Below are 23,854 nucleotides of genomic sequence, written 5' to 3'. Positions count from 1 at the left end.
GTACACCTCTTAAAAAATGGAACCAGCAGAAGCAATTAGTGCCACTCAATGAACACCCGCATGAGCTCCACAATCGCCTTCCTTCAGCCTAAAGAATTATTTGCACCCCAAGGCAGCATCAGTATCACATTTCAATGCGTAAGTTACGCGCTCAAGATTATCCACATCAACCCTGCCACACTGAAATTCTGAAACCTGCTTTCCAGCCAAATCCGAGACCACCACCCCCCCCTCACCAGCCTGCTCATCATAATTACTATAAAGACCATATACCCTACCCCCAAAAGAGAACTTAATGAGCTTATAGTCCGTTTTATATCTAATAAAATGATTATACTTAAACCCTTCCAATGCAAAGCCGGAAACAGGATAGGTCACCCCCCTACCCTTTCCGTCAGCAAATCTATATTGCACTCCAATCAACTGCCCTCCGGCATATTTAGAGCATAAAGCCACAACACCACCGCCTTCAACTTGACACTGAAATGATGCGCCTCCACCCATACAAACATCTACCCACCCAGCCGGTGCCGCACCGGCCCAAGGCACTATAAAAAAACCGAGTAAAAAACCAATAAGCGAATCACATACCCTTGAGCGCATCATAATTTTTTCTCATTTTTTCATCATAGCCCTTCTGCCGAGGACCGTTGTATACAAGGGCAAACTTTAGCCAGTTCTTTTGTACAATTGCAGACGACAGTGCGTTACTAGATTTGATAAAACTCACAAATGCTTTCAAGTGATTTTTTTCTGAGCGATTCATATCCCTGACAAAAGCTTCAACAGAGGAATATCCGGCATTGATATGATACCTACCCATGATTTGAAAACGCCCCCATGACGCAGACTTAAGAGCTTCGCTAGCACTTAAATTATAAGCCCTGATAAGTTTTCCATATTGCTCTGACACCAAACCATAGCCCCCAGATTTTGAATATGATATATCCGGATCTGTTTGGTCAAACTGCCCCCCTGTCAACTGATGAAAATAGTGCCGTTCAAATAATATGGCTGCGACCTTATCACCCTCCGCGCCCGCGAAATAGCTTCCGACAGACCCCGTCTCAGTAAGCGCAACAGCCTTTATTGCCTCAACCTCACACCCCAGAGTGGCTGCCGCCTCAACATAATCCTCTTCTTCGATTTCAGAGCCATCGTATAGATCCAAGAACTCCAACCTTACCCTTGCATTATCAATCAAAATCTCAGGGTGTCTCTTGACGTCCATAAAGCACCCCACCAACCCGACGAAGTGAAAGTGGGAGACCGCCCCGTCAGCTGGCAACCCAAGCTCATCAAAAACCCCCGACCACCAACTTAATTGATTAATCCTGTCTTTCTCTGCCAACCAATTAAGATGCGGCGTCGACCCCGCATGCCCAAGAATTTCATCCAGAACATCCCACTTTTCCGGCCTGTAATACCATTCACTTTCACAATAGATAATCAAGCGAGAAAGCGCCTGAGCGTGCGCAGGGATGCGCATTACTGCCCGCAATTCCTCCACTGTGATCTTCTTATCCTTACCACTACCTATAAGATCAAATAACCGCTTCTTGATAGGCCCCTTATCACCAGCATCCGCCATAGGGCCATATCGCCTTATCTGCTCGTCTGTCAGACGCTTGAGTGAGCGTAAAGAAGCAGCCATAAATTCAGGCGGAGATGTGTAATCGGTAATGACGTCATAGCCCTCCCAAGCCCACGGACTCGTCCATTGATCGCCCCCCTTCTCCACTCTCACCCATCCGTCTAGAAGCTGGTTTTTCTCATCATTCAGCAAGCCTTCAAGCCGATACCAGTTGCAGGCTTCACGCTCACCAGCCTCTGGTATTAGAATTTTATGCGTTGAGGGCAACCCATCCAGCAATGATTCGGGAAGGAATAGATCGGCGCTGCTTAATTGACTTTCGTCGTTTAGTGTCGGCGGGCGCATCTCTCCGAAGTGGTCCTTGTGCCCCACCACGGCCGTGCCCTTTGCCAGCTTGAGCAAAGTCTTGTCTTTTACCGGAAGCCCCTTTTCCCAGTTTCGACACTGAGCAATAAAGCGCCCCACGTCGCCATCACTAAAGACTTCCAAGTGGAGTTTTCTCTCGGGCAGATCTGCAGCGTAATCCTGGTATTGGCCTATATGACCTATCAATGCACCTGCCCTTATGGGCAATGGCTTATCAAGCACACATATTTCATCGTACGCTCTAGGCACAGGCAAAGCCTGCAACGACTCGAAATGGACAAACTGCGCAACACTCTCCAGTTTGCGAAGCTCACCCTCGCCACTGACTTTTACTTGGGAGCCTTTGGGCAGGTCATATTTACGGTCGCCACCTTTGGCATTTTTCTCTCCATAAATGACTAACCCGGCCTTTGCGCGATACTCCCCTCCCTCAATCGGCTCCAACTGATCGAAGCGCACGTATCCGCGCAGCGCCCCGTCAGTACCCACCAGTCGCCGCGCCGGCCCCTTCGTACTTATCAGCCGGCGGTACTCACCCTCTCCGCTGATCCTTAACAGGGTTCCTTGCGGTAGTAAATCAATGACGGCTCCTCTTTTCTCCTGGTGGCGCACATTAAGTCCTAGCTTGCCCGGCAGGCTTCGATCTGCATCCTTCGCAGTCATCGGAACAAGGTAGTCCTCCTTCATATCCCAGAAATGTGGGCGCGGCAACTCAGGCGCCCCCTGATAAATCGCTCCGTCCTCCAAGTGCATGTAAAGGCTATAGATAATCAGGGACGGAGGAGTTTCATTGCCCCCCGGGATCCTAGGCGCTTCCAGCCGATGACGAACCAATACAAAATTTCGAGAAAAAGGTTTAGGCGCCGGCTTTTTGTTTCCAACGTAACTGGTCACGGCGGAGTTCATATCAGTACGGTAAGCCACCACTTCACCATCTGCTATGCAAACAACGCTGGACTGATCAAGCACACCCGCAGTGCCACTGTCAAAGTGAATGCCTCCATGCCATAGTCCGCCAGCTCCCAGTGGGTAGTATCCCGCTGTCGCATTGGCCAGCTGGGTGAGTCGTTCTATAACATTGACTTTATTTTTTTGTTTGAAGGGATGACTCCAATTCTTTATGGGCAGGAGCTTCGTGACATCGGCCGCAGATATCTTGATTGGTTTCCCATCCGGTGTCGGATAGATCGGATCTAATGACCTCTCCGTCTCATCGCCATCGGCTTCCCCGCCAAAAATGTCAGTCAACCATTTTAAACCACGGCCAGACATAATGCGCCACTCCATTTCTCAGAGAATATTCATCCTGAAAAAGCTGTAAACTTTAATGAATCGGGATCATGGTCCGCTAAAGGAGGCATGGACGTCATTTCTGCAACCTGCTTTGCAGACTCCTCTAAATACTCGAAGCTGGCTGCCTTGATTAGGTAGTCGCCTTCCGTGCCAGACTCAATACTGCACGCATCCATGGTGATATAGCTGCCACCCGCATTGAGCGTGATCTTCTTTTTGGCCGTGATCCGGATCTCATCTTCTGTACTGGAAATCTCCAGTCCATGCCGTGCAATTAGTGACAAGGTATCGTTCTGCGCCTGGATAGTGACTGGCCCTTGGTTGGCAATGAGCTTGATGCCCAATTTGCGCACAAACACACTTAGTCCCTGCCCTATCCCCACAAAGAGGCGCTTGACCACACTTACATCGGCCTCGCCGCCGGCGTTGAGCATCAGGTTCTTTTGCGCTGCTAGCTGAAGGTGGCCGCCACTAGTTAGCGAAATCCCCTGAGGGGCGCTCAGTAGCAGTACCGAGGATTTGAGCTGTTCCAGATCTTGCTTAAGCAGGTCCAACTGAGCCTGGACATCCGCAGCCTCAACCTTGCAAGCCTGAGCGTCATCCGACAGTCCTTCCAATTGCTCTTTGGCGTGCTCCAGTCGCTCTAGTGCGGTGGCCATTTCTAGCATGTGCCCCTTGGCCCCTGGCTGCGTATCAGCACTGATGAAGATGCCGCTTCCGCCCCGGATTGATGCATGGCCATCAGTTCGCAGCTCCGCCCCCTCTCCTCGGCGATTGCGCTCCGCGTCGACTACATGACCTAGGTTGAGCTGACTCTTGCCACTGTGCTCGGTACTGAGCTTGATGTGCTCCTGCCCACGCGTATCGTCCAGGCGCAACTTGTTATTAGCCGGGGTCCGCAACACATTGCGTTTGTAGTTGCGCAATGTCACGTGGTCGGGATGTTCACTGTCGTGCAAGGCATGGGCGATGTAGGGCCGGTCGGGATCACCTTGCTCGAACGCCACCGCCACTTCAGTACCGCAGATCAATGGCAAATGCAGGCCATGGGTGTCACCGGCGTAGGGGCGTGCCAGTCGTAGCCAGACGCTTTCCTCGCCTGCTCGCCAGGTGTCCCGGTCGAACAAGAAGGTGACCCGGTAACGTCCCTCCATGTCGATATGGCTGTAAGGATCGTTCTTTTGAGTACTGGTGACCCGCGCCGGCACCGTACCGGCGATCTCTGGCTTGCCCAGCAATCTTGGCCGAAAGCCTATCGTCTCCGAGTAGGGGATCGCGTCGAACGTGACTTCCAAACCACGGTCGCGGGCTGCCTCGACGGTCAAATGGGTGATGACCACACCAGGTTCGAAGACCTGTGGCGCCCCGTCAGTGACCGTCAGCACTTGCCCTGGGGCGAGCGATACACTGCTGCTGATGCCGGTGCAACGGGTCTGGTCATTGAGAAAGCGTTCATGATTCAGGCGCGCATAGAAGTACCCGCTTTCGCTGAGCAGGTCTTCATCCTGGTCAATTGCGTCACCCAGCGCGGTATAGGGTTCGCCATAGTGATAGCCTTCGCCGTACGTAGTGGTGTTACCCCGGCTATGGTCAACCTCACCATCCAGGAAGGCGGTCGCCTCCCGGTAGTGATAAGCCCGCACATTGACGTGTTGCTCCACCACCTGATGCTCAACCTGCAGCGCCCATACGCCGTCCTGCCCATTGCTGGCCAAGCCCGACAGAGGCCGATGCGGCAACTTGACGCCAAACTGGTAATGCCGTTGATGGTCGTGAAACTCGACCACATCAATGTAAAGCCGATCGTCGTGGGAGAAGCGATACCAGATGCCGACTTCCGCCAGCAGACGGCTGATGAAAGTCAGATCGCTCTCACCGTACTGCATGACCTGTTCACGCTTGGGATATTCGCGCGCCAGGTCGAACACGAAGTGCTGCCCTTCCAGCTGGTGGCGACTGCGCAGGATACTTTCAACAATTTCCGGAACCGATTGATGCTGATAGATCCGGTACTGCTTGCCACGTCCGAGCAATGCCAGGTGCGCTTCAAGTGTGACTTGGTAGCGGGCTTCGTCCCGGGAGCCGGAGACACGCTTGAAACCCGTGATCACGCCATGCACTGTGCGTGATGCCTCGTCAGGCATTGGAAGCTGAGTGGTCAGTTCAGACTTGCCCAGATGGAAACTGGCATCCTTACCGAGGACCTGCGCCGCCTCGATATCCTGCTCCTGGGAAGTGAATGCAACGGTGTACTTGAATGGTTGGCTTAGCCATTCCTGGCCTTTGAATGACAGCACATCGAGCTCGGCCGTGAGGTCTTCAACTTCTAACTGGTAGAGGTTATGGGTGGAACCCATTATTGGCTTCGCCATTATCAGGCCCTCTCAGTAGCCAGCAGCGCTGGATCGTGTTCATCCGCAAAGATCAAGCTGATGCCGGTGTCTTCGCAGTACCCAAGCGTCACTGCTTGTGTTGGCTGACCGAGGGCTTGGCGCTGCAGCAACTGCTGGCTGAGCACCGGCAGGATCTGTTGGTTGAGCAAGCTATCGATGTTGCGAGCGCCGGTATCTGGCAAAAGGCAGGCGGCGACCAGCGCCTCGTAGAGCGAGTCATCAACCTCACATCGCAAGCCGTAATGACGCAGCAAGCGTTTGGCCACTTGATCGAGCTTGATGGCGACTATGCGTTTGAGTGCATCGCCCCCCAACGGGCGGAAGATCAAGGTCTGGAAGCGCGCCAACAGCGCAGGCTGGAAGTGTTCGCGTAGCACAGGACGCAGTAGTTCGTGCAGTGCCGCTTCCTCAATGTCTGGCTGCCGCTCGACACTGCCTTGCAGCAAGTCGCTGCCCAGATTGGAAGTCATCAAGATGACGGTGTTGCGGAAATCGATCTCCCTTCCTTCTCCATCACGCATGAGGCCGCGATCAAATACCTGATAGAACAGGTTGAGCACATCACGGTGGGCCTTCTCGACTTCATCCAGCAACACGACGCTATAGGGACGCTGGCGAACGGCTTCAGTGAGTACGCCGCCTTGGCCGTAGCCGACATAACCCGGCGGCGAACCCTTGAGTTGGCTGACGGTGTGCGCCTCCTGGTATTCAGACATGTTGAGCGTGATCAATGACTTCTCACCACCGAACAGACTGCTGGCCAATGCATGCGCCGTCTCTGTCTTGCCGATACCACTGGTTCCGACCAGCAGGAACACGCCCATCGGTGCTTTGTCATCAGTGAGGCCCGTTCGGGCGGCGCGCAACCGTTGAGCAAGTGCACTCAGCGCGGTGTCTTGGCCAACAACACGCTCGGCCAACTGGTCTTCCAGATTCAACAAGCTGGCATGTTCATCCTTCAGCAAGCTGCCGAGAGGCACGCCCGTCCAGTCGGCGATCACTTCAGCCACACTGCGTGCGCACACGTCGAGTGCCAACAGTGGTCGACTCCCTTGCACGTGGCTGAGGTCTTGTTGAAGCTGAGCGCAGGCAGCCGTATCGACCTGCTCGGCCAGGCGAGCCTCTAGCAGCTGATGAGTGAGATCGAGCTCTTGCTGGTATTGCAGCTCCAACGCGGTTTGCTGGCTTTCAAGCTGGGTCCGTTGTGCATTGATCTTGGCCAGGCGCGGCTCAGCCACATTCCCGGTCAGCTGCGCATCCTCTTCCAGCGCCCTTTGCTCGGCAATCAGCGCCGTCATTTGCGACTTCAGCTGGACCAGTGCGTGAGGCTCACAATCCAGACTCATGCGAACGCGTGCGCAGGCGGTATCAACCAGATCAACTGCTTTGTCTGGCAGGCGTCGCCCCGTCAGAAAGCGCCGGGACAAGCTAACTGCTGTCTGCACCGCGGCATCTTGAACGTGCACGCCGTGGTAGCTGGCATATCGCGCTTTGAGCCCTCGCAGCATCACACAGGCATTGGCATCATCCGGCTCATCGACCTTGATCATCTGGAAGCGACGCTCCAGCGCCGCATCGCGCTCGAAGTACTGCTTGTATTCACTCCAGGTGGTGGCAGCGATGGTGCGAAGCTCGCCACGCGCCAACGCCGGCTTCAGCAGATTCGCCGCGTCTGCGCCCCCCGCCTGATTACCAGCGCCGATCAAGGTGTGGGCTTCATCGATGAACAGCAGCACCGGAGTCTCTGACCGCTGAACAGCGTCGATCACATTTTTCAGCCGTTGCTCGAACTCGCCTTTGACCCCGGCGCCCGCCTGGAGCAGCCCCAGGTCCAGCGTACGGATGCACACCGGTTTCAGGCTATCGGGAACATCACCGCTGGCGATGCGCAAAGCCAGCCCCTCAACCAGTGCGGTTTTCCCAACACCTGGGTCACCCACCAGAATGGGGTTGTTCTTGCGCCGACGGCTCAGCACATCGATCACCTGACGGATCTCATCGTCGCGGCCGAACACCGGATCAATCTGCCCTGCTGCAGCCTTGGCAGTAACGTCATGGCTGAACTGATCCAAGATGGCGAGCAATGCCGAATCACCACCTGTACCGCCCACAGCCTCAGACTCTCTCGGCACTTCTGGCTTGAACAATGAACTCTACTCTGACTGACGTTCTTCCGAATCGAATTCAAGCAGCGCTTTCACCTGCTCCGATTGCGTAGGACCGATGCTCGATGCAGGCCAAGCGGCTGAACACTTAAGCAAGTTTGGCGCTTCAAACAGCGCCCCCAGCAGGTGAACGGATCGCAACTGCTCACAGTCACGATCCAGCGATGCTAACAACCAGGCATTAATGATCAACTGCTGCACTTCACCGCTCAGCTGAGGTTTGCTGAGAACGCTTCGAGGCAATGTATTGAAGTGGTCAAGCAGTCCCTGCCAGATGGCATCCATATCCCACTCGTATCGGCGGGCGATGACCACGATATCGCCCTCGCCTTGTTCAAGCAATTTCAACAGCCATTGTTCAACGGTGATATGACTGTGCCCACGTGCCTGGCAAAGTGAAGCTGCTGCCGTGAGTGCCTGGGTACAATAGGCGTTCAGCCGGCGAAGCAGGCGTGTAGGATCGTGTGCCATACAGGGCATCCTTGTCGTCAATGATCAGCATGGCGCCACAAGTGCGAGCGCATCTGACTATCTGAGGTGTATTTGGCTGAACGCCCGCGCACGGACGCTCAACCCAAGACACTGGGAGCTGTCAACCAACTTGGGCTGAAAGCCAGGTTTTATCCAGCGGCAGCGGCGCTAGGGCGTTCATTCCAGGAATCCGAATGGATGATGTTTCCATCCTTGAAAGCCCAAGTGATCTTCTCGTAGCGCAACTCGACCAATTCCAAGTGATTGTGTTTCTCTTTCGCTGGATCTTTGACGTCGTGCATTTTTGGAGCAACTTTCACGACCTTGACGTTTTCCAGTTTGGTGTTGAAATACTCCACCTCCTGCCCGGCATCATTGATTTTGTACCATTTGAATTCCGCTTCTTTGAGCGTCTGCCCGGTCGTCACGGCCTTGTAGAGGTAAGGAGAAGAGGCGTCTATCTCTTTAGTGAAGACAAACGGTGTATGGATACGCGTACCGGTTAATTTGCCGGTGTTGTTATCGGTTGGGATATACAGATCATGATCTTGACCGACGACTTCAACACTACCTTCGCGGCCTTTTACATCCACCGAGCCTTTGATATCGGCCCCGCCGTCGTCTTTCAGCCACAGATAAACAGGAATAGCCATTTAGAAGTTCCTCATTTCAAACGTTGGGCGTCGCGAAGTGCGACAGGGGTTGCAATCCCGAGGCCGTAGCCGAGGACTGACAAGCCCCCGCTTCCGGCACCAGGCGAATTTCAACTCGGCGATTGGCCGACCGTCCTTGTTCCGTGTCGTTGCTTGCAACGGGCTCACTCGCCCCCAAGCCTTGTACTGCGAAGCAGTTGCTGGGTATGTCACCCATGTGTTGAATCCAGTCGTGAACCGCAGCGGCGCGTGCTCGCGACAAGCGCAGGTTCTGTTCGTCACTGCCCGTCGCATCCGTGTGGCCTGTGATCACGATCAACCAGCCTGGCTGTGCCTTGATGCCCGCCAACGCATTCACCAGGAACTTGGTCGACTCTGGCTTCAACTGCGCGCTGCCACTGTTGAACAGCGACAAGCTGTCCAGGCGAACCGTGCGTGGCTTGTCAGGCACGCCTTGAGGCACGGTCGGCATGCGGTGGCCGTTGATCGCAGCCAGCAGTGAAGGACGTAATCTTTCGCCTTGATACAGCCCGATACCAAGTGACCACGGCTCACCCTGGCGGTAGTAGTGATCCAGGCGCTGCGCATCCTGGCGAAGCACCATCATTGCCTCCTGGCGCTGCGATACGTTGGCCGAATCGGGGCTCAGCGAAGCGGTGCTGTAACGCCGCAAATCATCGGTGACCTGACGTATCAGGAGCGTGTTTTGCCTCGCCGAGCTGATCAATGCGACGCACGCCGCTAGCACCAACAACCAGACCCCAATCACCACGGCCCTGCTACGCGAACTGTATGGAGCCCTGCCGGGCAGCAAATGAAGCAGTGCATCGGGAAAGGGTAGCGACGCGCTTGCGTGATTGGCCCCATCACGAATGTAGGAAAGGCCGGTCCGCTGCTGGAGCCAACGGTGCCAAAGACTGCCGTCACGCGCCCCCTCAGCCCTGGGAACAAATGCAACCGCAAGGGTGAGCGCAGTTTCGATCTGCTGACGGGGATTCCCTATGTCTATTTCCGGCAAACACGCTTCGTTCAGCCAACCGACGGCAGCGTTCAACTGTACCGTGGTGCGTAGTCGATCAGCCTGGTGCTCAGGATCTTTGGCCCTGCGCTGCCATTCGGACAGGCTCAGGCATTCACCCGCCTCTCGTACTTGCACACTTGACTCTTCTGCCTCCCAACTGAACCAGGGGGAAGGCCCAGTCGCACTCTGGAAATAGCTCACAATCAGCAGCGGCAGCGGTATACCTCGCTTGCGCAGCATCGCGAGCTGATGGCACAAGCTTTGAATCTGGTTCGCAAGCACTGCGCCGTCAGTATGGGCACTGGGGGTTACGACCCACATGACGCTGAACTGCCCACCCCATTCTGGCCGCTCCAGCAGTAGATCGGCGACGGTTGCGGGCAACTTCGAGAGGTCGGGCACTGGCACATAACACCCTTCCCCTGTTGCACGTGGAGCCAATTGCTCAGCAGACGAGTCCTCAAACAGCTCGGCCAGACAATCACCGACCACTAGAACAACGGGATGACGATACGATCCAGCAGGCAGGCTGACACCGCTGCGTTTGCCGGTAGCACGTGATATGCGGCGCCAACCCACCGCCACTAACGCACTGACTAGCAGAGCCGCGATTGCTTGAACCCCTGCAGCCAGCGGCAACGTGGCAATCAACAACAAGGACAGCGCACCGGCCCATAGCCAAAGCCCTTGTTTGTGTCTCTGCGGCATTACGCTCACTCCTGCACCGGCAAGAGTGAGGCCACTGCCTCACCTAACGCGTTATCAAGCCCCCACCAGGCGCCTACCAACAGGACAGCGGCCATCACGATGTGAACCAGCGGAGCACGCAGCCATCCCCAGATCGGCATCCGTGGACCAGTGTTCAGCGGGATAACCAGTGACTGGCTCGTGGCCAAAGGTGGCACCTTGACAGAGATGGCAGTCAACAACTGCTGCCGCTCCGGGTGATTGGCATCTCGATAGCGGCCGAGGAAGCCAAGCATCAGCACCCGCTGAAAGACCGTGAGTACGTGAGGGTGCACAGAGGCTTCGCGCAGCGCAGTGCGCATATCTTCGTAGAGCGACTCACCCGCCTGGTGACTGCTGAAGAACTTTGCCTGCAAGGTCTCCATCGCCCAGTCCTCATGGGCTCTGCCCTTGGCGCAAGTAAGTACCGTCTCGTCCAGCAGGGCACATTGCGCATGGCTGATCAGCTCGATGCTACGGCGATCCAGGCCGCCCTCTTGAAGCGTGGCGCGCACATGTTCCACATCAGCAACGCAACATGACCACAGCTCTGGACTGGTGTGCGCCTCGGTACCGTGTCGCAACTCGACCACCAACAGATAGGTATCTTGTAGCAGCTCGTCGATATCCACCTTGACTGCGGCGTTCTTTTGTGTCGCACGATTCATGAGCGAAGCACCGCGAACAATTCGAGTTGGACATCCTGAAACACGCTCGGAACATAGAGCGCACAGACCCCATCAGCCAACATCGCACGCCCTTTTGCATGGCCGAGGTCGAGTGCGAAGTACTGATTCTCCAGCCGCAACGGTATTGCCGCCGGCACATGGCTCAAAGGTTTAAGAGGAACGCCATCGAGCGCCGCATTGACGAGATGGTCCACATCATCGGGGGAACCGACCTTGCACAGCCGGGGGAACTGGCTTTGAATTTGAACGGCCGGCAGCCGGCAGCGAACCGAGAGATAGAAGTCAGCACCTTCTGGCTCTAGCAAGCGGGGATCGCTCAGGGAAACCTGCCAACGGTTTGCACTGCGTGCCTCCAGGGACAAGGCCAGCACACGTGAGGGCAGGCTCGCCTCCATCAATGTAGAAAGGGTACGCATCAACGGCGGGAAAACCGCCTCAAGATCTGCGTGCTGAGAGGCAGGTATGTCCTCTATGTGCTGGTCTAACGAGAAGGTCAGCAGACCACCTGCGAACTTCACCAACTGCTGATACACCTGTTCCGGATGCCGACCAGGCTGCGCTTTCAGGTCAGCCAGCACTGGCTGATACGTGTTAAGCGCATTGAGCAACCAGAACAAGGTGACATCCGCAACAGCGAAATCCGCCATGCGCTGGTTGCTCTCCCGACGCATGCCCATCAACCGCTCACGCTTGGCGGACAGCTGGGTCAGCAAGTTGTCGAGCTGAAGCAACAACCCGGCATGAGCATCAAACCTCAACAAGGGCGGGATGTAGGTATCATCAATTGCCCACCCATCCCGGCCATCACGCAGCAAACGAGCCACCGGGCAGGTCAAGTAATCGGCATTATCGTCGTCAGCCAGGCGCAAGCTCAGCGCCTGTTCGAGCACGCTGATTGACTGTATTTCACCAGTGTAGAGATCCTTGGTATCACGCCATTTCTGGTGATACCTGACGGGCCGCTTGGCGCTGTTGCCCTCAAACAGGCAGTTGTTACCATGGGCCTGTTCCAGGGGCAAAGCGAGCACAACCGTGGTCTTCTGGATATCACCGGGCAATACCCGAGAGAGTTCCAGAGCACCGGGCAGTCGATCCAACCGATCGGTGTCAATCAAAGTACCGTCTGGCAGGCACAACTGAAGCCGGGTGGCCATCAGCTTGCCTAACCTCAGCGCCTCTGCATCAAACGCCACATGGCGGATGCCCCAGGGGTGAATCAGGGCCAGTGAGGCGATACTCCGATTTGTCCACGATTCAAAGCGGGCCTGCTGCTGAAATTGCTGCGCAGACAACACCACTCCAGACGCCCATAAAGGCCGATCGATCTTCACGTCATACACTCCTGCAACCGCAATCAAGATTTTGCTTTGGGCATCTGCGAAACCAAGGAGAGGTTGATGTCCATACCCTCAACCTGGAAATGCGGCACAGCAAACAACTTGACCCTGAAGAAGCCCGGGTTGTCATCAATATCTTCGACAACCACTTTTGCTTGCCTCAGCGGGTGAGAGGCTTGCAGGTCATCGCCTGGATCGGTCATCTCGGTGACCAAGCCACTGACCCACCTATTGAGTTCCAACTCCAACACGCGTCGGTCTTTGGTGGTGCCGATATTCTCCCGCTGGATCAGTTTCAAATAATGAGCAATACGTGAAAGCAAGAACACATACGGCAACCGTGAATTGATACGGCTATTGGCCGTGGCCTCCGCTGTGTCATAGATGGCCGGCTTGTGCGCTGAGTTGGCTGAGAAGAAACAGGCGTAGTCACGATTCTTGTAATAGGAGAGCGGAATCAAGCCCAGATTGGCAAACTCAAACTCTCGGGTCTCCGGGATCATCACTTCCGAAGGGATCTTAACTTGACTACCCGTTCCCATGTCGTATAAATGGATCGGCAAGTTCTTGACAGCGCCACCGGACTGCGGTCCTCGTATCTGAACGCACCAGCCATTGGCGATAAAGCTTTTGACCATGTTGGCTGCGAATGCAAATGTCGAACTCACCCACAGGTATTTGCTGTGGTCCGGCCCCTTAACCTGTTCCACATAATTAAAGAGTCGCACCGGGTTCGTGTCAGGCCCATAAGGCAGGCGCCCCAACACACGGGGCATCGTCGGCCCCACGTATCGGGCGTCATCGCTTTGCGCAAAGGCATGCCATTTAATGTATTCAGCGCGATCCATGTAGTTGCCGATATCCTTGATCGCAGCAACTTCCTCCATGGTGTCCTTGCCGAAGAACGCCGGGCCAACCGAGCACAAGAAGGGCATATGCGCCGCAGCTGCCACTTTCGAAACATTGCGCAACAGCGCGATATCTTGCGCCCCTCGTCCAAATTCGTAATTCGAAACCGCCGCCGCGATAGGCTCACCGCCAGGCGTATCGTATTCCTGAGTATAGGTATGCAGATACATTCCGCTTTGAGCGATCTCAGGCGCGTCCTCAAAGTCCTGCATCAAATGCTCTTTGCTGATATCCAGCAGCTCTATCCGAACGTTCTGACGAAAATCCGTTTGATCAATCAACGACTTCGCGCCACGCCAGATTGATTCGACCCGCTGAAAATCCGGATGATGCATGACCGCATCCAGCTGGCTGCTGATCTGAGCATCAATCGAGGCGATGTGCTCATCTAGCAGAGCCCTGTCCAGTTTCTCCACCTTCGGAGAGACGTGCTTGAGGCGGTCCAGAAAAACGCTCACCGATGCAGTCACGCGCTCATTAGCTGTGGCTTCTGACAATGCATCGACACTTTGGAACACCTCGATACCGCCCATCTGACCAAGCGGCTCAAGGTTTATTCTTTCAAACAGCGCGTGATAGACGCTCTGGCTCTCTTCCACCAGCACAGTGGCGCCACGCGATTGCGCAGAAGATTGTTCTTCGGACATTTATTAGCTTCCCGTCTGTCGAGATGATGGTTTTCTAGCGCTTGCTTTGCGGTGCAAGGGCAGCGAGTTCCTTAAGCAGCTCGTTACTTAGCGCTTCATCTTTAAGAATCCGCTCCAGCTCAGCTCGGAACGTTGCGTTGTCCAGAAGATTGGCCTTCAACTCACGCAGCAGGTTTCGCATCGCCAACAGTGCACGCAACTGGGGGATCTGCCGGGCAACCTGCTCTGGCTCGAAGTCCTTCATGCGCTGAAAGCTCAGTTCGATCGGTGTCTCGCCACCGTCGCCCGATAGCGTATCTTCAACAACAAGCTTGAGACACGGAGAGAGGTCGGACAGCACACTGTCGAAATTATTCTTGTTGATATTGACTCTCGGCCGCTCTGACAGCGGACGTTGCTCCTTGCCGTTACTGTAGTCCCCCATCAGCATGAGCTTTAGCGGAAGTTCCACCTTGCGCTGGGCGCCGCCTGTATGCAGATCTAGCTTGATATTGATTCGTGCCTTTGGCACCTCATTCTGAAAGCTATTTGAAGCGATGCCGCCTCCTGCAAACCGGGATTCCTGGAGGGACCAGCGCTCTCTGAAAAGCGCCACCCAACCCCAACAAAACGGATCAAATATAATTGAGTAAATTTCGAGATAACGCTTGACCAGCAGCACTACCCGGAAGTGCTTCACTGACAAACATGGCGCATATTTTCTTGCTGCGCTAGCCCCTTTCAAAAATAGGGACTGTTCCTACACCTCATGACTTAAATGCCCACAAGCCCCCGAGCAGGCATGCCAAATCACCAAGACTGCATTCAAAAAAATGCAGCCCTAGTACTATCGATGAACTGATCTATATCAATAAAATATCGCCAGTGAAACGATTTCCCGTCATGCACTAGGCGAGTATTATTTCCATCCCGTAACACTTAATCGGCAATTTCGTAGAATCTGGGTGTCGGAAATTTTGTGTTCGAGCATCGCATGAGGAGGTGCGTTTTTACCAACCAAAAGATATTCCTGCGTGACCTGCCCCAGATCTCTAAAGAGCTGCCAGAGCAGCTCGGTGAGGCCTGACGGCTGCGCAAGCTCTCGAGGAAGCCCCCGGCGTTTGGGGTGATTTCCCGAACGATGAAGCAGCTACCCAGCTGACCTGGCTGGGTCTGAGAAACATCACGGGAACTGGGGGCTCAGCAGCGCACGCTTGGAAAGTGCAATGAATCGATTCGCAATTTTGTACGGGGATCGGTGCATCAGGCCACCCTGGTGAAAACAGGGTCTGCCGCACGGCAGGCGGGAGTGTCATTTTTTTGAGTGCGGGCCGGTAGCGGCCTCACGTGGTCAGACCAAGCGGCAGACGCCATCCCGCTGCCGCCTGCCTCCTCAAGCATTCAAAAAGATTGCTGGCGACCGCGAGCAATCATAATGCCCATGTCTCATGTAAATGACGCCACTTTACCCGATCCTCAACCAACACCAACAATGCCGTCGATACCCGTACCGTCTCGCTCTTACCTTCGGCTCTATGTATCTCCCGATACCTGACCATCGCACCATCGGTCCATTGATGCAGGGTCTGCAAATCCCTGAGCTCGATACTCAGCCCCGGCTGACTGCCCGCGTTCCGATCAAAAAGCTGCTCCACATCCCGCAGTTCGAACTGCAGCCCTCCGGGTGAAACCATCGAAAAATCCGGTACGAAGTGCTGCATCATCGCTTCAACCGAACCCTCGCCCCGGGCAAACCGTGCTTCGATCAGGTGGTGCAAGTCCACGACTTCCTGAAGATAGCTATTCATTAGGGTCCCTCAAACGAACATGCGCTGTGATCGGTCGGTGAATGCCGCCTCACCGCAACCCGAACCCCATCCGCTTCAACTCATCAAACAGCGCTTCCCGCCCATGCAAGCTGGCAACGCTTCGTAGCCGGCTGACGACCTGTTCCGACCACCCCGAGGCTTTCATGCCTTCACGGTGGTAAAACGCCCCCAGGCGCTCGTCGTAACGGGACAGCAAGCTCTGTTCCTGAGCGGTCGAGTACGTCTCATGGTGCAGGACAACCTCCTGCGGTAGCCGCGGTTTGACCTTGGCGGGGCGATCCGCAGAGGGGTAGCCGACACACAAGCCAAACACGGGATAGACATGAGATGGCAAGTCCAACTCTGCGGCCACTCCCTGAATGTCGTTACGGATGCCGCCGATATAAACACTTCCCAATCCCAAGGACTCCAGGGCAACGACCGCATTCTGCGCCGCAAGAGCCGCATCGATCGTACCTAGCAGTAGGCTCTCGAGGTAAGGCAGTGCTTCAAGTGCCACGCCATGCTGCTCGCCAATGCGCGACACCCGTGACAGGTCGGCAAGCCAGACCAGAAACAGCGGCGCCTGGTGAATATAAGCCTGATTGCCCGCCAGCACCGACAGCCGTTGCTTGCGGCCGGGATCCTGAACGGCCACCACGCTCCAGACCTGTAGGTTTGAGGACGTGGACGCAGACTGCGCAGCGGCAATCAGGGCGTCCAACGTACCATCAGGCAGCGATCGGTCCTCAAATGCCCGTACGCTGCGATGGTCGAGCAACTGCTCGATCACTGCATTGCATTGGGTGAGCGGCGATACCTCTTCGGTACCATAGCGGGCGGCAAGTTTTGATCGGCTAGCGGCTGTCATACAATTCCTCCAGAAAGATAGGAGGCTATCAAAAAAAGGCGCCCTGCACATAACAGGTGTCATAGGCTCGAAGCCTTTTGGCAGGCTAACAAACCTTATGCCAACTGACTTTCAACTCAATCGATAACGGACAGCCAGCGTGACGACACCTTCCCTAGCACCTCGAGAGGTCTACCAGATACTCCGTGATATCGTCCTCGGGATTCGAGATTTACAGCGCCTAAGCGAACCAAGTTGGGCAGAAATGGCCTGTGGATCCATCACCGTACAAGCAGACGGTTGGGTACTCACCTTGAGCAATGAAAACGGCGCGCTGGATCATTGCATCCGTTGTTCCAGCCCTGACGGTCGCACTTACCAGTTCGATGCCTGCCAACCCTATGGCACCAACCCAGTGGTGTTTCTAAGCACCTGGGAACATGCCCAATTGCTGCGCTTGCTTGGGGTAGCCTAGGAAACCGCGCTCCCATCAGCGCCTGAGCACTGCAAAAAAGCCTGGGTGGCCTGGTTGGTGCGGCTGGCATAGTCGAGGATCCACTGTTTGAACACCCTATGCGGCGCCGAGGACTCCAGCGCCTTGGCATGCACCAGGTATTCGACGTGGCCTGTGTTGACCACCGCCTCCACAGGCCGGATGAGCGTGCCGTTAGCAAAGTCTTGCCAGGGTGCCACGTAGGCCCACATCAGCATGACACCCTGCCCAGCCAAGGCTGCCCGGCAAGCCAGGTCATAATTGGAAACCGACAGCGTGTAATTGATACCTCGAGTCTCGCATCCGGCCCGGTTGAACCAGTCCGGCCAACCTTTGACGGTGCGCAGGTGCCGCACCTCGAAGTCGATCAGCTTTTCTCGCGAGAGCTCGACCATGTTGGTTAACGTACGTCCTTGAAGGTAGCCCGGTGTGCACACCGGAAAAATCACTTCCTCGAACAGCTCGATGCACACCTGGTCGCGACCTAGGACCTGATCGTAGAGGATGGTGAAGTCGGTGTCGTTGTTATGGATCCCCGCGTAGTCCTCCCCATCGGCTGCAATTACCCGAACGCGGATGTCGGGGTGGCGTTCCTTGAACTCGGCGATACCGGGCAGCAGCCAGAAGCTGGCGATTGCCATGCTGGCGCTGATAGTGACGGTTGGGCTTTTCTCGTTTTCCAGGGTTTCGACCGCGCCACGCAGCTCCGCCAGGCTACGCTCGATCCCGCCCAGCAAGGTGCGTCCGGCCTTGGTCAGTTCCAGCGTCTTGTGCGTGCGGGTGAACAACTGCACGCCAAGGCTGTCTTCGAGGTGTTTGACCTGTCGGCTCACGGCACTCTGGGAAAGGCTGACCTCCTCGCCCGCCCGGGTAAAGCTCAGGTGGCGGGCCGCCGCCTCGAAAGCCTCTAGGTTTTGCAGTGGCGGGAGTCGTTTGCGTGGGGTGCTCATGGCCTGCCTTCTAGTATTCCTGCCTGCCCACCCAGCGCTCTTTGGTCAGGTAAGCATTGACGCCAAGATCCAGCAACGGCCTGGGTGGCAGCTTTTGCGGCGCGCCGAGGGCCTGCATATCGGCGATCAAGGGATTGTCGAACCCGCACGCCATGTCAGCCAGCGTCACGCCAGCGATGGTTTGCTTGGCAATACCGACACCGTTGCACCCGACGGCGGCATGCACGTTTTCGCCAATCTTGCCCCAGCGCGGCGCACCATTGCGAGTGATGGAGAAAAAACCCATCCAGAAGTGTTCAAGCGCCACATCCTCCAGCTCAGGGAAGCGTGCCAGGAATACCTGCCGGTGCTGTGCCCGCACCCTGTCCCTCACCGACTTACCTACCTGCAGGCCCGGGGTGAAATCGAAGTGCTGGCGGATCAACAGGCGGTGATCACGGGTATAGCGCAGGGTGGCGCCACTGATGGCATTTGCCGGTGTCACGCCCCATTCATCGATATTACCCAGCCGGGCACGCTGCGCTAGCGTCAGCGGTTGGGTCAGGCTGGCGTAAGAGGCCACGTTGAACAGTTGCCGTTCAAAACCTGGCAGCTGGCAGGCACTGCCGTTGTTGGCCAGGATCAGCTGACGAGCCCGAACTGAACCTCTTGCAGTTTCAGCGACGATATTTACAGCGTATTGCAAGCGCGTCACTGAGCTGTTCTCGAAGATGACGACGTTGTCAGGCAGCGTATCGGCCAGCCCGCGCGTCAGTGCCGCTGGGTTCAGCAGAATGCAGCCTGGTGTGTAGATGCCCGCGTGAAAGTAGGCGGTCCCTAGTCGCCGGGCCAGTTCGGCCTGATCCAGCCATTGGTACGGCTCGCCCAGCGCGTGCAATTCTTGAGCATGGTGGCGCAACAAGGTGTCGGCCAGATGTGGTGCGGCCGCGCAGTGGTATTTGCCTTGCTCGCTCCAGTCACAGGCGATGCGCTGGGTAGTGACGATGGCTTCTAGGTGAGCGATACCGGCCTTCATCAAACGCTTGTAGTTGACCGCCTTCTCCAGTTCGGCAGTAGAACTGCCCACGTTGTGCGGCACATCAATGGCAAAGCCCGAGTTGCGCCCCGAGGCGTTGTCCCCGGCCACGCCTGCTTCAAGGATCACGACGCGGTCATTGGGCCGCAGCCAGGCCAGCTGGCGCGCGGCGGCCAGCCCAGCGTAGCCAGCGCCGATCACGAGCCAGTCGGCGTGCACATGCCCGAGCAAGGGTGCGTGGGGCATGCGCGGTGGCAATATCGCTGACCAACCGTTTGTTTGATCGTCATGGGGTTTGAGCCTCAGGTCCATGCCACTACTCCCCTGGCGGCGTGATGACGAAGAATACCTTCGCCTGGGTGCCGAAGTATTTGACCGGTGTGTGCTTAGGGATGCGCAGGGTGGTCTGCGGTCCACCCTCAAAGCGCTCGCCCGATGGAAGTTCGAAGCCAAAATGGCCCTCGACAACCATCAACACCTCATCATAATCAAGCGTCTTGAATGGCCCGTTGTCCCCATCCCAGCGCGCAAAGCCTGCTAAAAGCGGGCCTTGTTCGACCGCCCAGCCCATCTCCACCTTTGAGCTGCCCGACAGGGGCCTTGGGTGGTAACGCACGTGTTCGGCGGTGACCGCCAATGGCCGGGTCATTGGATTTCCTTCTGCATGTGATGGGCGCAGGCCCAGTAGTGGTAGCTGGCCCAGAAGCCTGTGAATGCGCAGCCCAGCAGCACGTAGCGCAGCGACTGCGCGGGGTCGGCCAGATGCGGTGCAATCAGGTCCGAAAGCAGCCCTATCAACTGCGGCGCGATGGCCAGGTTGGCAATGTTGGCGGTGAACAGCAGGATGGCGGAGCCTTTGGCGCGCATAGCAGCTGGGTACAGGTTCTGCAGCAGACCGATCGAAGGCCCGATGTAGATATAGGTGACTGGCACGAACAACCACAACAGCACATGGCTCACCGCAAGATCACGGGTGATGAACAGGGCCACGGAGAACAGCGTGCCCAACAGCGTGGTCCAGGCGACGAAGCGGGCCTGGCCAGACAAGGGTCGACTGCGCAGCAGCAGCATGACGACGACGGTGATGACCATCATCGCTGTCCCGGCGATACCATGGATCGGGCCAAGCAGCGCCCCCGCTTCCCCCACCGACAGGCCGTGGCTGCGAACCAGGAAGGAGGTGGCCCACCACAGAATCCCCCAGCCCCAGAAGGTCACCACCGTTGCCCCGGCGATCAGGTGCAGCAGTGCGCGGTGGCGCAGGGTGTAGGCCAGGGCTGCCTTGAAACCATTGTCGCTGCCCTTATCAAGCACGGTACCTGGCTGCAGGCCATCGTCCACGCGTTTGGGCTCGCGAATACATAACCAGGCCAATAGAGCAAACGGCAGGCCGCACAAGCCAAATACCAGCAGCGTGGTACGCCAGCCATGGGCATCGTTCAGGTAACCTGCGCCGGATGCGCCGAACCAGGCGCCTACGCTGGCGCCTATGCCGTACACCGAGAGTGCGAATGCGCGCAGTTGCGGGCGGAATTTGTCTGCGATGATCGAGTGACTGGGCGGTGTCCCCCCTGCCTCCCCGACGCCGACGCCGATACGCGCCAGCAGCAGCTGCCAGAAACCACTGCTGAGCCCGCACAGTACGGTCATTGCTGACCACACCGCCACCGCTGCACCGACCATGCGCTTGCGATTCGTCCGGTCGGCCAAGGCGCCCAGTGGCAAGCCTGCAGCGACGTAGAAAATGGCCAGTGCCACGCCAGTCAGAAACCCGACAGCCGCGTCGCTGAGCTGGAACTCGTGCTTGATGGGCTCGATCAAGGTAGAAAGTACGTACCGGTCGGCAATGTTAATGGCGTAGATGGCGGTAAGGATCAGTAACGTAGACCAGGCGCCCGAGCTGGCGACGACGGCTGAGGTTGTTAAATGCACTGTGACGCTGGCACTGTTGGATTGCACAGACATGTGTGATCTCCAGCCGCAGACGCGCGCGCCAAGGGCGGCGCCGAGCGCTCGTTATTGTTGTTGTATGAGGGCATGCCCCTTGGGAGGTGAGCATGCAGGCCACGTTACCTGCATGCAGAACCCGGCTACAGCGCTAATTGTTTCTAGCTTGCATGCGCCTGATGCATGCATAGCGAGTCATACGGTGGGCCGTCGTGCGTTCCATTAACAGGCTGCGGCATTACGGGCTGCTCAGCTGGGGTTTGCGCACGGTCTCATCTTTGCCACGGCCCGCTCCCAGCTCCGTGTTATCTCATCACCCACCGCCCCGCAGCGCGCAACTGCCGGCTCGAACGGCCGCACCTTAACGTGCTCGATCAAGAACTCATCCGTCCAGCCTGCCCACTCGCCGGCCATGGACCTGAGGTTCCAATGCAATGCAGGATACAGTTCATGCCACAGCATGCTGTGCAATTGATCAAGCGTGTAGGGGCTCTGGGCCATGGCCCTAGCCACCCACGCCAGGCTCGACTCTGTCAGTTGGGTGTCCAGAAAGAACTGCGACAGGGCTTGCCAGGCTTGCAGGCGGCTCTCGTCTATCGTTTGCACCGGCTGAGCTACCACTGCTGTGCCAGCGTCACGGGTACGCGCAGCGGCGCCAGGGGGCCATCGCGCTGGCCGCACATCTCGTCATGCACCACATGCTGCACCAGCATGCATGGCACAGGCGGCACATCGGCCAGTAGCTCGCGCAGCTCCGTCATCGACCGCAGGCGTACCGCCTGCCCTTGGGCATCGCTGAACGTCTGCGGACCGTCGGGCGTCAACGCACGCAGTACGTAAAGGCCGCCTTCGAGCGACAGCAGTTCGAGCTCAGTGACGGTGCCGGCAGTGGCCAGTTGCTTCAGTTGCTCTAGGTTCATGGCAGATACTCCATCCGGCAGGCGCGGCCTGCATCGGGCTTGATGGACAACGTCGAGCGCTCGCACTTATACAAATCCAGCGCCTTGTATAAGGATACCGCAGCGCTGCCGTCGTTCCGTCTCGTTTGCAAAACCCGAACACGGGTCGCGAAACTATCTGCCCGCACTTGGACTCAATCGTGGCGATGCCGCAGAGCTCCACCCTGACGCGGCCTACCTCTAAGGAAGATTGACAACCATGATCGCTCGCTGGCGTTGGGCACTTGCGCAAACGACGAAAAGGCTGTGGTTTCGCGCCAGCCTGTTTTCCCTGATCGGTGTACTCACCGCGCTGCTGGCCATCGCCTTGCGCGACATGGTCCCGGCGTCGTTGCCGGCGAAAGTCGGGGCGGACTCGGTCGACAAGATCCTGGGCATCATCGCCTCCAGCATGCTGGCGGTGACCACGTTTTCGCTCAGCACCATGGTATCGGCCTACAGCGCCGCCAGCAGTGGCGTGACACCTCGCGCGACCAGCCTGGTAATGGAGGACGCCACTACTCAGAACGCCCTGGCGACGTTCATTGGCTCTTTTCTGTTCAGCCTGGTGGGCATCATCGCCCTGAGTACGGGCATTTATGGCGCTCAGGGCCGTGTAGTGTTGTTTGCAGTGACCTTGGTGATGATCGTACTGATCGTGTACACCCTGCTGCGCTGGATCGATCACTTGTCCAAGCTTGGCCGCGTGGGGGAAACCATCGACCGCGTTGAGGATGCGGCCATTGCAGCGCTCAAGCGCCGCGCGCAGTGGCCTTACCTGGGGGCACAACCCTACACGGATGCTACGCAGGTTGACCCGGACGCAGTACCGATTACCTGCGATGACATCGGCTATGTACAACACGTCGATGTCAGCGCCCTCGCCCACGCAGCCGACAAGCACAATGCCGTAATCTACCTGGAAGTGCTGCCGGGTAGCTTCGTGCATCACGGTACTGTACTGGCACGCGCCGTGTGCAGCGTTCAGGCAGGCAATCGCGCAGAATTTGAAGCTGAGATTCTGGCTGCAGTGACGCTCGGTGCACGGCGCACCTATGGCCAGGACCCGCGCTTCGGGCTCTCGGTGCTGGCAGAGATTGCTTCACGCGCGCTGTCTCCTGCGACCAACGACTCTGGCACGGTTATCGACGTCATAGGCCGTGGGGTACGCTGCTTTTCCACATGGGCACGGCAAGCGCCGGATACTACGACCGATGGCCGGTTTCAGAACGTGCATGTGCGCGGTTTAACGGTCGACGACATGTTCGATGACTTCTTCACCCTGATTGCACGGGACGGTGCCGGCTTGCTGGAAGTGGACATCCGCTTGGTGAAGGCCCTGGCGAGCCTGGCGCACATCGCGCCTGATCGTTTTGGCCAAGCGTGCATCGCGCACGTGGATTTGTTGCTCAAGCGGGCCGAACATGCATTGCCGTTGGAAGAAGACAAGCAGCGATTGCGGGCTTTGGTCCAGAGCCTGGAGTGGCCACGTGCGCAACTGCCTTGAGGGTCATCTTGGAATCTGACCGTTCATCGGCTTTGCCGCACAAATTAGCGCTCTACACAATGGGGACTTTTATTTCACCGAATTTTCACGTTGCCAGGTGGAT

20 protein-coding genes and 1 pseudogene are annotated in these 23,854 nt (G+C 56.9%); 3 read left to right on the top strand and 18 right to left on the bottom strand.

From position 1 onward, the window contains the following. Nucleotides 1–96 precede the first annotated feature (96 nt). The 11 genes from FS767_RS11935 to tssB all read right to left on the bottom strand — a co-directional run bounded on the left by FS767_RS11935 (nt 97) and on the right by tssB (nt 14,802). Complete coding sequence (locus FS767_RS11935) at nt 97–606, bottom strand: hypothetical protein (RefSeq protein ID WP_144965738.1); 510 nt, start codon at nt 604–606, stop codon at nt 97–99. Next, nucleotides 584–3,232, bottom strand: a complete 2,649-nt coding sequence (locus tag FS767_RS23055; RefSeq protein WP_218571730.1) for an N-acetylmuramidase family protein — start codon at nt 3,230–3,232, stop codon at nt 584–586. The genes FS767_RS11935 and FS767_RS23055 overlap by 23 nt, the downstream gene beginning before the upstream one ends. 29 nt (nt 3,233–3,261) lie before the next feature. Then, nucleotides 3,262–5,610, bottom strand: coding sequence for a type VI secretion system Vgr family protein (locus tag FS767_RS11920; protein ID WP_256674267.1), 2,349 nt, complete (start codon nt 5,608–5,610; stop codon nt 3,262–3,264). A gap of 17 nt (nt 5,611–5,627) precedes the next feature. Further along, nucleotides 5,628–7,730 carry a type VI secretion system ATPase TssH gene (tssH, locus tag FS767_RS11915; protein ID WP_371921588.1) on the bottom strand — a complete coding sequence of 701 codons (2,103 nt, stop codon included), beginning with the start codon at nt 7,728–7,730 and terminating at the stop codon, nt 5,628–5,630. Between the two features lie 69 nt (nt 7,731–7,799). Beyond that, nucleotides 7,800–8,282: a Clp protease N-terminal domain-containing protein gene (locus FS767_RS23500; RefSeq protein WP_371921587.1), complete on the bottom strand. Its 483-nt coding sequence runs from the start codon at nt 8,280–8,282 to the stop codon at nt 7,800–7,802. Nucleotides 8,283–8,431: 149 nt separating this feature from the next. Continuing rightward, the gene (locus tag FS767_RS11910; RefSeq protein ID WP_012315100.1) at nt 8,432–8,935 is read right to left on the bottom strand and encodes an Hcp family type VI secretion system effector; all 504 of its coding nucleotides are present in this window, start codon (nt 8,933–8,935) and stop codon (nt 8,432–8,434) included. Between the two features lie 16 nt (nt 8,936–8,951). Then, nucleotides 8,952–10,613, bottom strand: a complete 1,662-nt coding sequence (locus FS767_RS11905; RefSeq protein ID WP_256674266.1) for an OmpA family protein — start codon at nt 10,611–10,613, stop codon at nt 8,952–8,954. Between the two features lie 56 nt (nt 10,614–10,669). Then, on the bottom strand, nt 10,670–11,350 hold the full coding sequence (gene tssL, locus FS767_RS11900) for a type VI secretion system protein TssL, short form (protein WP_144965734.1): 681 nt from the start codon (nt 11,348–11,350) through the stop codon (nt 10,670–10,672). Next, a complete protein-coding gene (gene tssK / locus FS767_RS11895; RefSeq protein WP_144965732.1) occupies nt 11,347–12,702 on the bottom strand; it encodes a type VI secretion system baseplate subunit TssK in 1,356 nt (451 codons plus the stop codon). Before tssK ends, tssL begins: the two co-directional genes overlap by 4 nt. Before the next feature lie 23 nt (nt 12,703–12,725). After that, the gene (gene tssC, locus FS767_RS11890) at nt 12,726–14,264 is read right to left on the bottom strand and encodes a type VI secretion system contractile sheath large subunit (RefSeq protein ID WP_144965729.1); all 1,539 of its coding nucleotides are present in this window, start codon (nt 14,262–14,264) and stop codon (nt 12,726–12,728) included. Nucleotides 14,265–14,298: 34 nt separating this feature from the next. Then, a complete protein-coding gene (gene tssB / locus FS767_RS11885; RefSeq protein WP_144965875.1) occupies nt 14,299–14,802 on the bottom strand; it encodes a type VI secretion system contractile sheath small subunit in 504 nt (167 codons plus the stop codon). A gap of 566 nt (nt 14,803–15,368) precedes the next feature. On the opposite strand from tssB, the pseudogene FS767_RS11880 reads away from it, so the two are divergent. Next, nucleotides 15,369–15,523: pseudogene (locus FS767_RS11880) on the top strand (IS256 family transposase); the annotation flags it as partial. Nucleotides 15,524–15,673: 150 nt separating this feature from the next. Here FS767_RS11880 and FS767_RS11875 read toward each other — a convergent pair. Next, a complete protein-coding gene (locus FS767_RS11875) occupies nt 15,674–16,051 on the bottom strand; it encodes a nuclear transport factor 2 family protein (protein ID WP_144965728.1) in 378 nt (125 codons plus the stop codon). A 49-nt stretch (nt 16,052–16,100) separates the two neighbouring features. Then, nucleotides 16,101–16,922 (bottom strand): NADPH-dependent oxidoreductase, encoded by an 822-nt coding sequence (locus FS767_RS11870; RefSeq protein WP_144965726.1) that lies wholly within the window; start codon nt 16,920–16,922, stop codon nt 16,101–16,103. Between the two features lie 244 nt (nt 16,923–17,166). Here FS767_RS11870 and FS767_RS11865 point away from each other — a divergent pair, with 244 nt between their 5' ends. Further along, nucleotides 17,167–17,376, top strand: a complete 210-nt coding sequence (locus FS767_RS11865) for a hypothetical protein (protein WP_205885211.1) — start codon at nt 17,167–17,169, stop codon at nt 17,374–17,376. Here FS767_RS11865 and FS767_RS11860 read toward each other — a convergent pair. The 5 genes from FS767_RS11860 to FS767_RS11840 form a co-directional block, all read right to left on the bottom strand. After that, complete coding sequence (locus FS767_RS11860) at nt 17,373–18,344, bottom strand: LysR substrate-binding domain-containing protein (RefSeq protein ID WP_144965722.1); 972 nt, start codon at nt 18,342–18,344, stop codon at nt 17,373–17,375. The genes FS767_RS11865 and FS767_RS11860 overlap by 4 nt on opposite strands. Nucleotides 18,345–18,354: 10 nt before the next feature. After that, complete coding sequence (locus FS767_RS11855) at nt 18,355–19,671, bottom strand: FAD-binding oxidoreductase (RefSeq protein WP_144965720.1); 1,317 nt, start codon at nt 19,669–19,671, stop codon at nt 18,355–18,357. Between the two features lie 4 nt (nt 19,672–19,675). Beyond that, nucleotides 19,676–20,008, bottom strand: coding sequence for a hypothetical protein (locus FS767_RS11850; RefSeq protein ID WP_144965718.1), 333 nt, complete (start codon nt 20,006–20,008; stop codon nt 19,676–19,678). Beyond that, complete coding sequence (locus FS767_RS11845) at nt 20,005–21,324, bottom strand: MFS transporter (protein WP_144965716.1); 1,320 nt, start codon at nt 21,322–21,324, stop codon at nt 20,005–20,007. Before FS767_RS11845 ends, FS767_RS11850 begins: the two co-directional genes overlap by 4 nt. Before the next feature lie 596 nt (nt 21,325–21,920). Further along, nucleotides 21,921–22,226 (bottom strand): DUF6482 family protein, encoded by a 306-nt coding sequence (locus FS767_RS11840; RefSeq protein WP_144965715.1) that lies wholly within the window; start codon nt 22,224–22,226, stop codon nt 21,921–21,923. Nucleotides 22,227–22,464: 238 nt separating this feature from the next. Here FS767_RS11840 and FS767_RS11835 point away from each other — a divergent pair, with 238 nt between their 5' ends. After that, nucleotides 22,465–23,751: a DUF2254 domain-containing protein gene (locus FS767_RS11835; RefSeq protein WP_144965562.1), complete on the top strand. Its 1,287-nt coding sequence runs from the start codon at nt 22,465–22,467 to the stop codon at nt 23,749–23,751. Nucleotides 23,752–23,854: the final 103 nt, after the last annotated feature.

The organism is Pseudomonas sp. DE0010 (assembly GCF_007680745.1).
Lineage (GTDB): Bacteria > Pseudomonadota > Gammaproteobacteria > Pseudomonadales > Pseudomonadaceae > Aquipseudomonas > Aquipseudomonas parafulva_B.
This window is presented reverse-complemented; position numbering and strand designations above follow the sequence as displayed.